Raw genomic sequence first — 12,490 nt, 5'->3', positions numbered from 1 at the left:
GACAAGACTGCCAACGACTTCTACATTCCGCCGAGCGAGCCGTTCAAAGTGATCGCGGCGTGGCCGAAATGCTGCTCTTGGGCGAGGGTTACGATGTAGCGTAATTCTGTGAGGGTCATAGCAAGCGTCCATGAAGATGCGGGCCAAGCATACCGGCTGCAATCGATAGACGCACGTTATCAGACTGAGTGGGGAGTGCGACACCGAGCAATGTGGGTTTGCCGCGTGCAGATACGCAAAAGGCACCTTTCGGTGCCTTGTGACTGGGTTCTCTTGGCTGGCGGAGAACCTTGTGGGAGCTGGCTTGCCAGCGATAGCGGTGGGTCAGTCAATAAATCCTTCTCTGACACGCTGCAATCGCTGGCAAGCCAGCTCCCACAGGGTATTGCGGTGTTGCTTAGCGGCGGCGTTCGAGGGAGTAAACAAACGGCGCCACAATTTCGATCGAGCCATTGTTCAGCATGTCGGCCGGTGGCTTGGGCAGCGGTTGGGCGCGGCGGATCATTTCCAGGGTGGCCCGGTCCAGATCGGCGTTGCCGGAGCGGCCCACCAGTTCGAACGACAGCACATTACCTTCGGCATCCACCACGAAGCGCAGACGGTTCAAGCCTTCCTTGCCCCGTGCCTGAGCACTGGCCGGGTACTTTTTGTACTTGGCCAAATGCGCAAGCAGGGTGCCTTGCCAACTGGCCTTGGCAGCCATCTGAGCCGGCGATGGACCTGGCGCAGGCTGGGCGGATTTCTCCGTCGGCGCCTGAGTCGGTTGCGTGTCGGCCGGTTTCTCCTCGGAAGGTTTTTCCTTTGGCGGATCTGGCAGCTTCTTCTCGACCGGCTTCGGCGGTTTAGGCTTGGGCTTCGGTTTGGGTTTCTGCACCGCGATTTCAGCTTTCGGTGCTTCGGCCAGCTTCGGAATCGGCAACTCTTCCACCGGAGCCGGGGGCTGCGGCGGTGTGACGACTTTCGGCGGAGCAGGCGGTGGCGGGGCCGGAACCGGGGCCAGCTCGACCATCATTGCCTGCGGCGGCAATTCGATGGGCGGGCGGGCGGTCCAGTTCAGCGCCAGCGCGATGGCCAGCGCGTGAACGCCCAGCACCACGGCCAGGCTACCGCTGTAACGCGTCAGCTTATGGCGCGTCGTGATCATTTCTTGGCTGCCGTCTCAAGTCCGACCAGACCGACCTTCAGGTAACCGGCAGAGCGCAGGTTATCCATCACGCTCATCAGGTCGCCGTAATCCACGCCTTTATCGGCCTGGAAGAAGATGGTGGTGTCTTTCTTGCCCTTGGTTCTGGCGTCGAGGGTTGCGCCCAGTGCTTCGGGCTTCACTTCGTCTTCGCCGAGGAACAGGCGCTGATCAGCTTTTACGCTGAGGAACACCGGTTTCTCTGGCCGCGGCGCCGGTTTGGCGGTCGAGGCAGGCAGGTCGACTTTGATGTCCACAGTGGCCAACGGAGCGGCCACCATGAAGATGATCAGCAGCACCAGCATCACGTCGATGAACGGCGTGACGTTGATTTCGTGGTTCTCGGCCAGATCGTCGTCTGCGCCTTCTTTCAAATGCAGGCCCATGGCCGATTACCCCACTTTAACCATGTGCGGCTGCGAGCTGCGCTCAGGCTGGTGATCGAGGTCACGGCTGACCAGCAGCAGCACTTCTGCCGAAGCGTCGGAAACCTGCGCCTTGTAACCGGCGATGGAGCGGGCGAAGACGTTGTAGATCACTACCGCAGGGATCGCGGCAACCAGACCCAATGCAGTGGCCAGCAGTGCTTCAGCAATACCTGGCGCGACAACGGCAAGGTTGGTGGTCTGGGTTTTGGCGATGCCGATGAAGGAGTTCATGATGCCCCAGACGGTACCGAACAGACCGACGAACGGCGCGGTGGAACCGATGGTGGCGAGCACGCCAGTGCCGCTACTCATGTTGCGACCGCAGGCTGCTACCAGGCGCTCGAGACGGAAGCTCACGCGTTCCTTGATGCCTTCTTTCTCCCGGCTGTTGACCGACAGGCGCATTTCTTCGAGGGCGTCGTGCACCAGCAGGTTGGCGAGGGTGCCTTCCTTGCCGGCGGTGGCGCTGGCTTCTTTGAGGGTGGTGGCTTTCTTCAGAGCGGCGATTTCGCCACGCAGACGACGCTTGGCGCCCATCAGCTCGAAGCCTTTGGCGATCCAGATGGTCCAGGTGATGATGGAAGCGATGGCCAGACCGATCATCACGATTTTCACGATGATGTCGGCGTTCTGGTACATGCCCCATGGCGACAGGTCGTGGGCCATGCCCAGGCTGTTGTCGGCTTCGAGGACTTCAGGGGCGTCGGCAGTGTCAACCGCTTGCACCGGATCGGTAGCGGCCGGGGTAGCAGGAGCGGCGGCTGGTGCGCTTTGCTCGGTGGCGGCTGGCGTTGCAGGTGCCTGGGCGTCGGCGAAAGCGGCAGTCGGCGCCAGCATCAGGCTGAGCAACAGAGCCGCCACTGCGCTCCAGGCGCGAGGTCGTTTGGTTGGCGAAGCGGGGATTTGATTACGTGTCATGCTGGCCGGACCTGAGATAGAAAAACGGTGATGCTCTACCAGGCCTCGTAAGGCCGAGAACAAAAGTGGCGTGCATTATTGCAAGTAATTCTTGTTAACAAAAGTAATAGAGTATCTTTTTTTCCTGCATTGCTAGCCGTTCGTCCTTTGCCAGCGCTAGTCTGTACCTTTCCGATGGGAGTTTTTTGATGTCCGCGCCTTCTGTTTTGATTGCCGGTTGTGGTGATGTCGGCAGTCGTCTGGCCAAGCAATTGCTGGCGGCTGGCTGGGAAGTTCATGGCCTGCGCCGTGATGTTTCGAAGCTGCCTGATGGGGTTATTGGCGTTGCCGGCGACCTGTTTAATGAAGACTGCCCGGCAACCTGGCCGGTGGGTGCAGTGGACTATCTGGTGTATTGCGCAGCGGCGACTGATCACGATGAGGCCGGTTACCGCGCGGCTTACGTGCAGGGTTTGCAGAATGTGCTGAGCTGGCTGGATGACTACGGGCAGGTGCCGGAGCGGTTGATCTTCGTCTCCAGCAGCAGTGTTTATGGGCAGCAGGAGGGTGAGTGGGTTGATGAGACGTCCGAGACGGTGGCGGCGGGATATTCCGGGCGACTGATGCTTGAAGCGGAACAGGTCGCGCTCAAGAGCGGCATCCCGGCGAGCATCCTGCGCCTGACCGGCATCTACGGACCGGGCCGCGAATGGCTGCTGACGCAGGTGCGCCGTGGCTATCGCGTAGCCGTCGAGCCGCCACTGTATGGCAATCGGATTCATGCTGACGACGCGGCAGGATTGCTGGCGTTTCTGCTGGAAAAGGCTCGGCAGGGCGTGAAACTGGACGATTTCTACATCGGTGTCGACGATGCGCCAGCGCCGTTAGCTGAAGTCGTAGGCTGGTTGCGTGAGTATCTGGGCGTTACCGAATGGTCTGAAGATGCCAGCGTGCGGCGCACCGGCAGCAAACGCTGCAGCAATACGCGGGCTAAAGCGTTGGGCTGGACGCCAACGTACCCGAGCTACCGCGAAGGCTATGCCGCGATCCTTGAAGGTAAATGCTGAGTCCCAGACACCACAAACCTCTGTGGGAGCGGGCTTGCCCGCGATGGCGGCCAGGCAGCCAACACAAGTGTTGAATCTGATGGCCTCATCGCGGGCAAGCCCGCTCCCACAGGGTTAAGTGTTGTTCTCAGGTGCGGTTATTGTTTCTCGAGCAACCACTTGCGCTCACCCGCGGTGAACTGCGGTTGTTCATCCGCCAGCGCGGCATTCACCGCCTGGAGGATTTCCAGCTCTTTGCCCTTGCGCACAAAGATCCAGTTATTGCCCTGACCGTTCTGCTGCAACCACATGCTGTCGTTGCCGTTGCTCATCGACGCGCAATCGCCCGCCAGGCATAACGCATAACGGTCGGCCCCCGGTAAGCCGGAGACCTGGCCATCCGCCTGAAATTGCACGGTACTGCCTTCGCCTTGGCCGTTGGTGATTTTCCAGTCACCGCCCAGATAGGCCGAATACAGCGCACGTTCGAAACTGGCGCCAATCGGCGCGCCTTCCGGCACCGGAATCTGTGCGCGGTCGAACACCTGCTCGGGTTCGTTATCGCTGGCGGCTTGCTGCAGTTGCCCGCCATCGCGTTTCAGCTCGCTGGCGGAGCTGCCATAGAAGTCGACTTTCCAGGCGCCGGATTTTTCATCCAGCAGCCGTCCTTCGACGTTCTCAAAACCGTTGGTGTAGCGGGCCTGACTGGCCTTGGTGTTGACGTCCCACTCCAGGTTCGGGCCATAAGCCTGAAGCGCTTCGCGCAGGGGGCCGCCCTTGGCTGCGGCATCGATCGCCACCTGGTTGATCCAGGTGCCGCTGATGTCACGGTCGGCAGGGTTGCTGGCGCAGCCGCCGAGGAAAATGGCGAGCAGCGGGAGAGCTAGCGCTTTGCGCATGGTGGAATCCTTTCAAAACCTTTTCTTGCAGCAGTCGGCGCGGCGTTTGAAGGCCGCGCCGTGCGCATCACTCGATGACCAGAATGGCATCCATTTCAACCTGCGAACCCTTTGGCAGGGCGGCAACGCCGATGGCGGCGCGGGCCGGGTATGGCTGGTCGAAGTACTTGCCCATGATCTCGTTGACCTTGGCGAAGTGGCTCAGGTCGGTGAGGAAAATGTTCAGTTTGACGATGTCTTTGAACGAACCGCCGGCCGCTTCGGCCACGGCTTTGAGGTTCTCGAAGACCTGGACGGTCTGGGCTTCGAAGCCTTCAACCAGTTCCATGGTTTTTGGGTCCAGAGGAATCTGACCCGACATGTAAACGGTATTGCCAGCCTTGATCGCCTGGGAGTAAGTACCAATGGCGGCCGGGGCCTTGTCGCTGGTGATAACAGTCTTGGTCATGTATGACTCCTTGTAATGGTTGAGTTATGCACGCATGCGGGTGATGCGGATCACCCCGGTCAAGGCGCGCAGCTTCTTGATCACGCGGGCCAGGTGCACACGGTCGTGGACGCTGACCACCAACTGGACCACGCTGATGCGACCATCGCGTTCGTCCATGCTGATTTTCTCGATATTGCCGTCGGCCGCGTTGACGCTGCTGGCCAGCAGAGCGATCAGGCCGCGCTGGTGTTCCAGCTCGACGCGCAGTTCGACGTTGAATTCGCCGGTAACATCCTTGGCCCATGAGAGCTGGATGCATTTTTCCGGGTTGTGCCGGATTTCGCTGATGTTGCGGCAGTTGTCCAGGTGCACGACCATGCCTTTGCCCGCCGATAAGTGCCCGACAATCGGGTCGCCCGGGATCGGCGTACAGCATTTGGCGTAGCTGAGCACCAGACCTTCAGTGCCGCGAATCGCCAGCGGGCCTTCGGGGCTTGGCAACTGTTCGCCTTCGCCGAGCAGGCGGCGAGCGACCACATAGGCCATGCGGTTGCCCAGGCCGATGTCTTCAAGCAAATCTTCGATCAGTTCGAGGCGGTACTCGGTGAGCATCGCTTTGACGCGTTCGGCCGGGATCTTCTCCAGCGAACTGTCGAAGCCGTTGAGCACCTTGTTCAGCAGGCGTTCGCCGAGGCTGATGGACTCGGAGCGACGTTGCAGTTTCAGCGCGTGGCGGATGTGCGTGCGCGCCTTGCCGGTGACGACGAAATTGAGCCACGCCGGATTCGGTCGTGCGCCCGGGGCGCTGACGATCTCGACTGTGGAGCCGCTTTGCAGCGGTTCGGACAGCGGCGCGAGACGACGGTTGATCCGGCAGGCGATGCAGCTGTTGCCGACGTCGGTGTGTACCGCGTAGGCAAAGTCGACTGCCGTGGAGCCTTTCGGCAGCTCCATGATCCGGCCTTTTGGCGTGAACACGTAGACCTCGTCCGGGAACAGGTCGATCTTCACGCTCTCGATGAACTCCAGCGAGTTGCCGGCACGCTGCTGCATTTCCAGCACGCCTTTGACCCATTGGCGTGCGCGGGCGTGAGTACCTTTCGGCTGCTCGTCACCGCTGGATTTGTACAGCCAGTGAGCGGCGATGCCGTTGTTGGCCATCTCCTCCATTTCGCGGGTACGGATCTGGATCTCGATCGGTACGCCGTGCATGCCGAACAGCGTGGTGTGCAGCGACTGATAGCCGTTGGCCTTGGGGATCGCGATGTAATCCTTGAAGCGCCCTGGCAACGGTTTGTACAAATTATGTACAGCACCCAGCACGCGGTAGCAGGTATCGACCTTGTCGACGATGATCCGGAACGCGTAGACGTCCATGATCTCGTTGAAGGCCCGACGCTTGCCGCGCATTTTCTTGTAGATGCCGTAGAGGTGTTTCTGGCGACCGCTGACTTCGCCCTGGATGCCGTCGATAGCGAGGCAATGGCCGAGGGATTCCTCGATCTTGTTGACGATTTCCTTGCGGTTGCCCCGGGCGCGCTTGACCGCCTGGTAGATCCGCGCGGAACGCATCGGGTGCATGGCCTTGAAGCCGAGGTCTTCGAATTCGATACGAATGGCATGCATGCCCAGCCGGTTGGCGATGGGCGCGTAGATTTCGAGGGTTTCCTTGGCGATGCGTCGGCGTTTTTCGCCGGACAGCACTTCCAGCGTGCGCATGTTGTGCAGGCGGTCGGCGAGCTTGACCAGGATCACGCGAATGTCGCGTGCCATGGCCATGGCCATTTTCTGAAAGTTTTCGGCTTGGGCTTCGGCCTTGGTCTCGAAATTCATCTGGGTCAGTTTGCTGACCCCGTCGACCAGTTCGGCCACGGTTTCACCGAACTGCGCTTGCAGCGCTTCTTTGGCGATACCGGTGTCTTCGATCACGTCATGCAGCATCGCGGCCATCAGGCTCTGATGGTCCATGTGCATGTCGGCAAGAATATTGGCCACCGCAAGAGGATGCGTGACGTACGCCTCGCCGCTGCGACGGCGTTGACCGTCATGGGCTTGTTCGGCGTAGAAATACGCCCGGCGGACCAGGTTGACCTGGTCGTTGCCGAGGTAGGTCGATAAGCGATCGGCGAGGGCGTCTATGCTCGGCATGATAATTCCTGCCGTAGGTTGTGACCCCGCGCCGTGCTACGTCGACCAGGCATAGGCTTAGACGGCCTCGTTGGACTCGTCCTCGAACGCTGCGAACAGCGGTTCGTCTTCGACGATTTCAGCGTTGGCGATGAACTCGTAGCTCATCAGGCCTTCAGCGATTTCACGCAGCGCTACAACGGTAGGCTTGTCGTTTTCCCACTGAACCAGTGGCTCTTTGCCGCCGGTGGCCAGTTGACGGGCACGTTTGGTAGAGAGCATGACCAGCTCAAAACGGTTTTCCACGTGGTTCAGGCAGTCTTCAACGGTTACGCGGGCCATGGTATTCCTCGGAGCGAATGCAATATGCGCGCTGCCCGGTTGGGCGAGCGGACTCAACAGTTTAAAAAATCACCAGCGATTAGGGAAGCGCTGATTTTTTAACCAAGCTCTTCAACGCGCTGCAAGTGCCAATGTAAAGCGCTTGCAGGCGTTTTGGGAAGTGCTGATTAACCGAGTAATTCGGCCAGCAATTTGCCGAAACGTACCTGCTGGCGTTTCTGTTGGAGTTGATTGGCGCGGAAAATCGCCTTCAGATCGTCCAGTGCGTGAGCAAAATCGTCGTTGATGATCAAGTAGTCGTACTCGACATAGTGACTCATCTCGCTGACCGCTTCGCGCATCCGTCCGTCAATGATCTCGTCGCTGTCCTGACCGCGATTAGTCAGGCGCTGGTGCAGGGCTTGAAGCGACGGCGGCAGAATAAAGATCGAGCGTGCTTGCGGCATCAGCTTGCGCACTTGCTCGGCGCCTTGCCAGTCGATTTCCAGAATCAGGTCGTGACCTTCGTCGAGCGTTTGCTGCAGGCGACTTTGCGAGGTGCCGTAGAAGTTGCCGAAGACTTCGGCGCGTTCGAGGAAGTCACCATGCTCGCCCATCTTCACAAACTCTTCGCGGGTCACGAAGTGATAGTTCACGCCGTCCACTTCACCCGGACGCATGGCACGGGTGGTGTGGGAAACCGAAACGCGGATTTCCGGTATGGCGTCGGTCAATGCCTTGACCAGACTGCTTTTGCCCGCGCCCGATGGCGCGGAAATGATGTACAGGGTGCCGGTGCTGTGGGTCATGTCGGGGTTGCCTTACTCAATATTCTGCACTTGTTCGCGCATCTGCTCGATCAACACCTTGAGGTTGACGGCGGCTTGGGTGCTGCGCGGGTCGAAGGCCTTGGAGCCCAGTGTGTTGGCTTCGCGGTTGAGTTCCTGCATCAGGAAGTCGAGGCGGCGTCCAGCCGCACCGCCGGACTTCAGTACCCGGCGCACTTCGATGATGTGGGTGCTCAGTCGATCCAGTTCTTCGGCCACATCGCTCTTTTGCGCGAGCATGACCATTTCCTGTTCGAGGCGCTGCGGATCAAGCTCGGCCTTCATGTCGGTGAAGCGGTCGAGGACTTTCTGACGTTGGGTGGCGAGCATCTGCGGTACCAGTTCACGCAGGGTCACGACGTCTTCTTCGATGGCGGTCAGGCGCTCGTTGATCAAGCGTGCCAGCTCCGCGCCTTCGCGCTCGCGGCCGGCCTTCAACTCTTTCAGGCCTTGGTTGAAAAGGGTCAGCGCGTCGGCATTCAGCGCCTGTGGGTCGGTCGCATCGCCCACCAATACGCCGGGCCAGGCCAGCACTTCCAGCGGATTCAATGCGGCAGGATTCTTGATCAGACCAGCGACCGTCTCAGCGGCGGCGACCAACTGCGCGGCGCGCTCGCGATCGATTTGCAGTGTTTTGCCGGTGCTTTCTTCGGTGAAACGCAGGGTGCATTCGAGTTTGCCTCGTGACAGGCCCTGACGCAGCGCTTCACGCACCGCGCCTTCGAGGTCGCGAAACGACTCCGGCAAACGCAGGTGGGGTTCAAGGTAGCGGCTGTTGACCGAGCGCAGCTCCCAGCTCAGGGTGCCCTGGGCGCCGGCTTTTTCGACGCGGGCGAAGGCGGTCATGCTGTGCACCATGGCGGTGACCTCGCAATGCAGATCGGCGCGGCAGATGTCCGCAGGCTCGATATCAATGAATTTAAGCCGACTGGCAGCAAAGGCGCAGGATTGTAGCGCAGTGCGGCGAATGCGCCCAAACACACGGTGTGACAAAGGGCTGCAGCCCGTCGGTAATGGGTATTTCAGAGCCTTCGATCGTCGCCCGGATTTTTTAACGAGTGCCCAGTCGCGGTGCAGCGCTCTATAATGCTCGGCAGTTTTCCGTCCCCAGTACAGGTATTCCCTATGAAACGTCCAAGTGGTCGCGCTGCCGATCAGCTCCGCTCGATCCGCATTACCCGCAACTACACCAAACACGCCGAGGGATCCGTACTGGTCGAGTTCGGTGATACCAAAGTCATCTGCACCGTCAGCGTCGAAAACGGCGTGCCGCGCTTCCTTAAAGGCCAGGGTCAGGGTTGGTTGACTGCCGAGTACGGCATGCTACCGCGTGCCACCGGTGAGCGTAACCAGCGTGAAGCGAGCCGTGGCAAGCAGGGCGGTCGCACTCTGGAAATCCAGCGTCTGATCGGCCGTTCCCTGCGCGCTGCACTGGACATGTCCAAGCTGGGCGACGTGACCCTGTACGTCGACTGCGACGTGATCCAGGCTGACGGTGGCACGCGCACCGCTTCCATCACTGGCGCCATGGTTGCACTGGTTGATGCGTTGAAAGTGATCAAGAAGCGTGGCGGCCTGAAGGGCGGCGATCCGCTCAAGCAAATGATCGGTGCGGTATCGGTCGGCATGTATCAGGGCGAGGCCGTGCTGGATCTGGACTATCTTGAAGATTCCGCTGCCGAGACTGACCTCAATGTGGTGATGACCAGCACCGGTGGTTTCATCGAAGTGCAGGGCACGGCCGAAGGCGCGCCGTTCCAGCCTGAAGACCTCAACGCCATGCTGGAACTGGCCAAGCAAGGCATGAACGAAATCTTCGAACTGCAAAAGGCTGCACTGGCCGACTGAGCAGGTTCATAACCGCAAGGAGGACGCGATGAGTGACGAGGAAGAGTTGCTGCCCAAGCCGAGCCAGGAGGTTCGCCAGTGGGCGATGTTTTGTCACTTGTCCGCCTTGCTGGGGATCTGGATTCCGTTCGGCAATCTGATCGGACCATTGATCCTCTGGCAGATGAAGCGCGAGACGGATCCGTTCATTGATGCTCAAGGTAAAGAGGCGCTGAATTTTCAGATCACCGTCGCCATCGCCTCGTTGATCTGTTTCCTGCTGATGGTGTTGATCATCGGGTTCTTTCTGTTGGGCATACTGGCTATCGGCGCGCTGGTTTTGACGATCATCGCCGGTGTGAAGGCCAATGAAGGTTTTCCTTACCGATATCCGTTTACCTGGCGGCTGATCAAATAAGACGCTCGAAAAGTTTTAAAACAAATGCCCTGACCTGTCAGGGCATTTTACTAATGCAACAAAATTAATCGCTATTATGGGTAGGAATAATCTGATCGCGATGATCGGTCGATACTCTTTCTGTATATACACTTTTAGTCACAACTGCATCGGCTTAGTTCGGATTCATGGTCTTGGAATCAAAGGCGACGATTGTTAAAGTTGCTCGGATAATATTTCTCCTGAAATATTAAGATATATTCAAGCCATCGAAGGCTATTGAATTTCCGAGTAATCAGTGTTGAGACAATCAGCCGGTTCATGAGGCGCGTGCAGGTAAATAGCTCGCCTCTGAATATATAGCCAAGAATAATCCCAATGATTCAGCTCGATTTTTACGGAACACTTGTGGCCGCCTCCTTAGTACTTCTTCTGGGGCGTGGGCTCGTTATGCGTGTAGGTTTCATGCGCAGTTACAATATTCCCGAACCTGTCGCGGGTGGCTTGGTAGTTGCCTTGCTCTTGTTGCTGCTGCGGACGTTCGATATTGAAATTCGTTTCGATACTTCCCTGCAGACACCATTGATGTTGGCCTTTTTTGCCACCATTGGTCTGAGCGCAGATTTTGCCAGCTTGAAGAAAGGCGGGCGCATCGTCGGGATATTTCTGCTGGCGGTCACCGGCCTGTTGGTGGTGCAGAATGCGATGGGTATCGGCTTGGCAAAAATGCTCGGGCTCGATCCGTTGATGGGGTTGCTGACCGGCTCGATCACCCTGGCGGGCGGTCATGGCACCGGTGCTGCGTGGGGCACGGTATTCAACGAGAAGTATGGTCTGGAGTCTGCCTCGGAACTGGCGATGGCCTCCGCGACGTTTGGTCTGGTACTGGGTGGTTTGATTGGCGGGCCGGTCGCGCGTTTGCTCATCAAGCGAGTGCAGGTGCCCGGTTGTCAGAGTCCGGATGCGCCGCCGCGGTTGCCGAAAGGCTTCGAGCAACCAAACAAAGAACGCTCGATTACCCCGTTTTCGTTTATAGAAACACTCGCCCTGATCGCGGTCAGTTTGCTGGCGGGCAATCTGTTGAACGGCCTGCTGCAGGGGACCGCATTCGAGTTGCCGACGTTTGTTTGTGTCCTGTTTGTGGGCGTGGTATTGCGCAACGGGCTCTCGGCGCTGGGCCTGTATCAGGTGTTCGAGCGTGAAGTGTCGGTGCTGGGCAATGTCAGCTTGTCGCTGTTTCTGGCGATTGCCCTGATGTCGCTCAAGTTGTGGGATCTGGCCGCACTGGCGTTGCCAATTTTCATCATTCTGGCTGTACAGGCGCTGGTCATGGCGTTGTTCGCGATTTTCGTGACATTCCGGATGATGGGGCGCAACTACGACGCGGCCGTGCTGGCGGCTGGGCACTGCGGTTTTGGTCTTGGTGCCACGCCGACTGCCATTGCCAATATGCAGGCCGTGACGCAGCGCTACGGACCCTCGCAGATCGCGTTTCTGGTGGTGCCGATGGTCGGAGCGTTCTTCATCGACATTATCAATGTCATCGTGATCAAGCTGTATCTGGCTTTGCCGTTCTTTGCGGCAGTCTGAATTCGAGTCTGTCTGGACGTGACATATAAAAAATGCCCGTATCTTGCGATACGGGCATTTTTTGTACTGCAAAGCGACGCTTAGATGGTCAGCGTCCAGTCGTAGTCGACGATCAGCGGTGCGTGCTGCGAGAACCGCGGCTGACGTGGCAGACGTGCGCTACGTACGAAGCGTCGCAGGCCTGGGGTCAGGATCTGGTAATCGAAGCGCCAGCCCAGATTGAGCATCTCGGCCTGCTCGTTATCCGGCCACCAGCTGTACTGGTCGCCTTCACGGCTGACTTCGCGCAATGCATCAACATAGCCCATGTTGCCGACAATCTCGTCCATCCAGGCGCGTTCTGGCGCCAGGAAGCCCGGGGATTGCTGGCTGTCGCGCCAGTTTTTGATGTCGAGTTTCTGCTGCGCCACGTACAGCGAGCCACAATAAATGTACTCGCGACGTTTGCGCCGCTGTTTGTCCAGGTACTTGCCGAAGTCGTCCATGAGCATGAACTTCTGGTTCAAGTCCTCATCGCC

Annotated in this window: 13 protein-coding genes and 2 pseudogenes; 4 read left to right on the top strand and 11 right to left on the bottom strand. The window is 58.8% G+C overall.

The features are described from left to right. The 4 genes and pseudogenes from ACIF4X_RS22065 to exbB form a co-directional block, all read right to left on the bottom strand. A pseudogene (locus tag ACIF4X_RS22065) lies at positions 1-119 on the bottom strand (hypothetical protein); the annotation flags it as partial. 278 nt (positions 120-397) lie between these two features. Next, complete coding sequence (locus ACIF4X_RS22060) at positions 398-1,144, bottom strand: energy transducer TonB (protein ID WP_038359287.1); 747 nt, start codon at positions 1,142-1,144, stop codon at positions 398-400. After that, the gene (exbD, locus tag ACIF4X_RS22055) at positions 1,141-1,569 is read right to left on the bottom strand and encodes a TonB system transport protein ExbD (protein WP_053125060.1); all 429 of its coding nucleotides are present in this window, start codon (positions 1,567-1,569) and stop codon (positions 1,141-1,143) included. The genes ACIF4X_RS22060 and exbD overlap by 4 nt, the downstream gene beginning before the upstream one ends. Before the next feature lie 6 nt (positions 1,570-1,575). After that, entirely contained in the window at positions 1,576-2,529 is a 954-nt protein-coding gene (gene exbB / locus ACIF4X_RS22050) for a tonB-system energizer ExbB (protein ID WP_397483727.1), read from the bottom strand. Positions 2,530-2,717: 188 nt separating this feature from the next. Between exbB and ACIF4X_RS22045 the strand changes: the two genes are divergently transcribed. After that, the gene (locus tag ACIF4X_RS22045) at positions 2,718-3,575 is read left to right on the top strand and encodes an SDR family oxidoreductase (protein WP_397483726.1); all 858 of its coding nucleotides are present in this window, start codon (positions 2,718-2,720) and stop codon (positions 3,573-3,575) included. A gap of 137 nt (positions 3,576-3,712) precedes the next feature. Here the strand turns inward: ACIF4X_RS22045 and ACIF4X_RS22040 are convergent, their stop codons facing one another. The 6 genes from ACIF4X_RS22040 to ACIF4X_RS22015 all read right to left on the bottom strand — a co-directional run bounded on the left by ACIF4X_RS22040 (position 3,713) and on the right by ACIF4X_RS22015 (position 9,016). Further along, positions 3,713-4,453: a hypothetical protein gene (locus ACIF4X_RS22040; protein ID WP_397483725.1), complete on the bottom strand. Its 741-nt coding sequence runs from the start codon at positions 4,451-4,453 to the stop codon at positions 3,713-3,715. A gap of 67 nt (positions 4,454-4,520) precedes the next feature. After that, positions 4,521-4,901 carry a RidA family protein gene (locus tag ACIF4X_RS22035; protein WP_003229509.1) on the bottom strand — a complete coding sequence of 127 codons (381 nt, stop codon included), beginning with the start codon at positions 4,899-4,901 and terminating at the stop codon, positions 4,521-4,523. Between the two features lie 24 nt (positions 4,902-4,925). Beyond that, positions 4,926-7,031, bottom strand: coding sequence for a bifunctional GTP diphosphokinase/guanosine-3',5'-bis pyrophosphate 3'-pyrophosphohydrolase (gene spoT, locus ACIF4X_RS22030; protein ID WP_007920338.1), 2,106 nt, complete (start codon positions 7,029-7,031; stop codon positions 4,926-4,928). 57 nt (positions 7,032-7,088) lie between these two features. After that, complete coding sequence (rpoZ, locus tag ACIF4X_RS22025; protein ID WP_007894670.1) at positions 7,089-7,352, bottom strand: DNA-directed RNA polymerase subunit omega; 264 nt, start codon at positions 7,350-7,352, stop codon at positions 7,089-7,091. Between the two features lie 167 nt (positions 7,353-7,519). Then, positions 7,520-8,140, bottom strand: coding sequence for a guanylate kinase (gmk, locus tag ACIF4X_RS22020; protein WP_008078609.1), 621 nt, complete (start codon positions 8,138-8,140; stop codon positions 7,520-7,522). A gap of 12 nt (positions 8,141-8,152) precedes the next feature. Then, positions 8,153-9,016: a YicC/YloC family endoribonuclease gene (locus ACIF4X_RS22015; RefSeq protein WP_397483724.1), complete on the bottom strand. Its 864-nt coding sequence runs from the start codon at positions 9,014-9,016 to the stop codon at positions 8,153-8,155. Between the two features lie 267 nt (positions 9,017-9,283). Between ACIF4X_RS22015 and rph the strand changes: the two genes are divergently transcribed. The 3 genes from rph (at position 9,284) to gltS (ending at position 11,972) form a co-directional block, all read left to right on the top strand. Continuing rightward, the gene (gene rph / locus ACIF4X_RS22010) at positions 9,284-10,006 is read left to right on the top strand and encodes a ribonuclease PH (protein ID WP_016985814.1); all 723 of its coding nucleotides are present in this window, start codon (positions 9,284-9,286) and stop codon (positions 10,004-10,006) included. Between the two features lie 28 nt (positions 10,007-10,034). Beyond that, positions 10,035-10,403, top strand: coding sequence for a DUF4870 domain-containing protein (locus ACIF4X_RS22005; RefSeq protein WP_397483723.1), 369 nt, complete (start codon positions 10,035-10,037; stop codon positions 10,401-10,403). A gap of 357 nt (positions 10,404-10,760) precedes the next feature. Beyond that, positions 10,761-11,972, top strand: a complete 1,212-nt coding sequence (gene gltS, locus ACIF4X_RS22000; protein ID WP_397483722.1) for a sodium/glutamate symporter — start codon at positions 10,761-10,763, stop codon at positions 11,970-11,972. Positions 11,973-12,052: 80 nt separating this feature from the next. Here gltS and crc read toward each other — a convergent pair. Next, positions 12,053-12,490: pseudogene (gene crc, locus ACIF4X_RS21995) on the bottom strand (catabolite repression control protein Crc); the annotation flags it as partial.

This window comes from Pseudomonas sp. NPDC085632 (genome assembly GCF_044541255.1).
Taxonomy (GTDB): Bacteria; Pseudomonadota; Gammaproteobacteria; order Pseudomonadales; family Pseudomonadaceae; genus Aquipseudomonas.
The sequence above is the reverse complement of the archived record's forward strand: the minus strand, read 5'-3'. Positions and strand labels throughout refer to the sequence as shown.

What these genes read in the sequence shown, in the direction of transcription:
- exbD (WP_053125060.1), bottom strand. Translation starts at nt 1,569, where the DNA reads ATGGGCCTGCATTTGAAAGAAGGCGCAGACGACGATCTGGCCGAGAAC.
- rph (WP_016985814.1), top strand. Translation starts at nt 9,284, where the DNA reads ATGAAACGTCCAAGTGGTCGCGCTGCCGATCAGCTCCGCTCGATCCGC.
- ACIF4X_RS22035 (WP_003229509.1), bottom strand. Translation starts at nt 4,901, where the DNA reads ATGACCAAGACTGTTATCACCAGCGACAAGGCCCCGGCCGCCATTGGT.
- ACIF4X_RS22015 (WP_397483724.1), bottom strand. Translation starts at nt 9,016, where the DNA reads ATGGTGCACAGCATGACCGCCTTCGCCCGCGTCGAAAAAGCCGGCGCC.
- ACIF4X_RS22040 (WP_397483725.1), bottom strand. Translation starts at nt 4,453, where the DNA reads ATGCGCAAAGCGCTAGCTCTCCCGCTGCTCGCCATTTTCCTCGGCGGC.
- ACIF4X_RS22060 (WP_038359287.1), bottom strand. Translation starts at nt 1,144, where the DNA reads ATGATCACGACGCGCCATAAGCTGACGCGTTACAGCGGTAGCCTGGCC.
- ACIF4X_RS22045 (WP_397483726.1), top strand. Translation starts at nt 2,718, where the DNA reads ATGTCCGCGCCTTCTGTTTTGATTGCCGGTTGTGGTGATGTCGGCAGT.
- rpoZ (WP_007894670.1), bottom strand. Translation starts at nt 7,352, where the DNA reads ATGGCCCGCGTAACCGTTGAAGACTGCCTGAACCACGTGGAAAACCGT.
- exbB (WP_397483727.1), bottom strand. Translation starts at nt 2,529, where the DNA reads ATGACACGTAATCAAATCCCCGCTTCGCCAACCAAACGACCTCGCGCC.
- gltS (WP_397483722.1), top strand. Translation starts at nt 10,761, where the DNA reads ATGATTCAGCTCGATTTTTACGGAACACTTGTGGCCGCCTCCTTAGTA.
- spoT (WP_007920338.1), bottom strand. Translation starts at nt 7,031, where the DNA reads ATGCCGAGCATAGACGCCCTCGCCGATCGCTTATCGACCTACCTCGGC.
- gmk (WP_008078609.1), bottom strand. Translation starts at nt 8,140, where the DNA reads ATGACCCACAGCACCGGCACCCTGTACATCATTTCCGCGCCATCGGGC.
- ACIF4X_RS22005 (WP_397483723.1), top strand. Translation starts at nt 10,035, where the DNA reads ATGAGTGACGAGGAAGAGTTGCTGCCCAAGCCGAGCCAGGAGGTTCGC.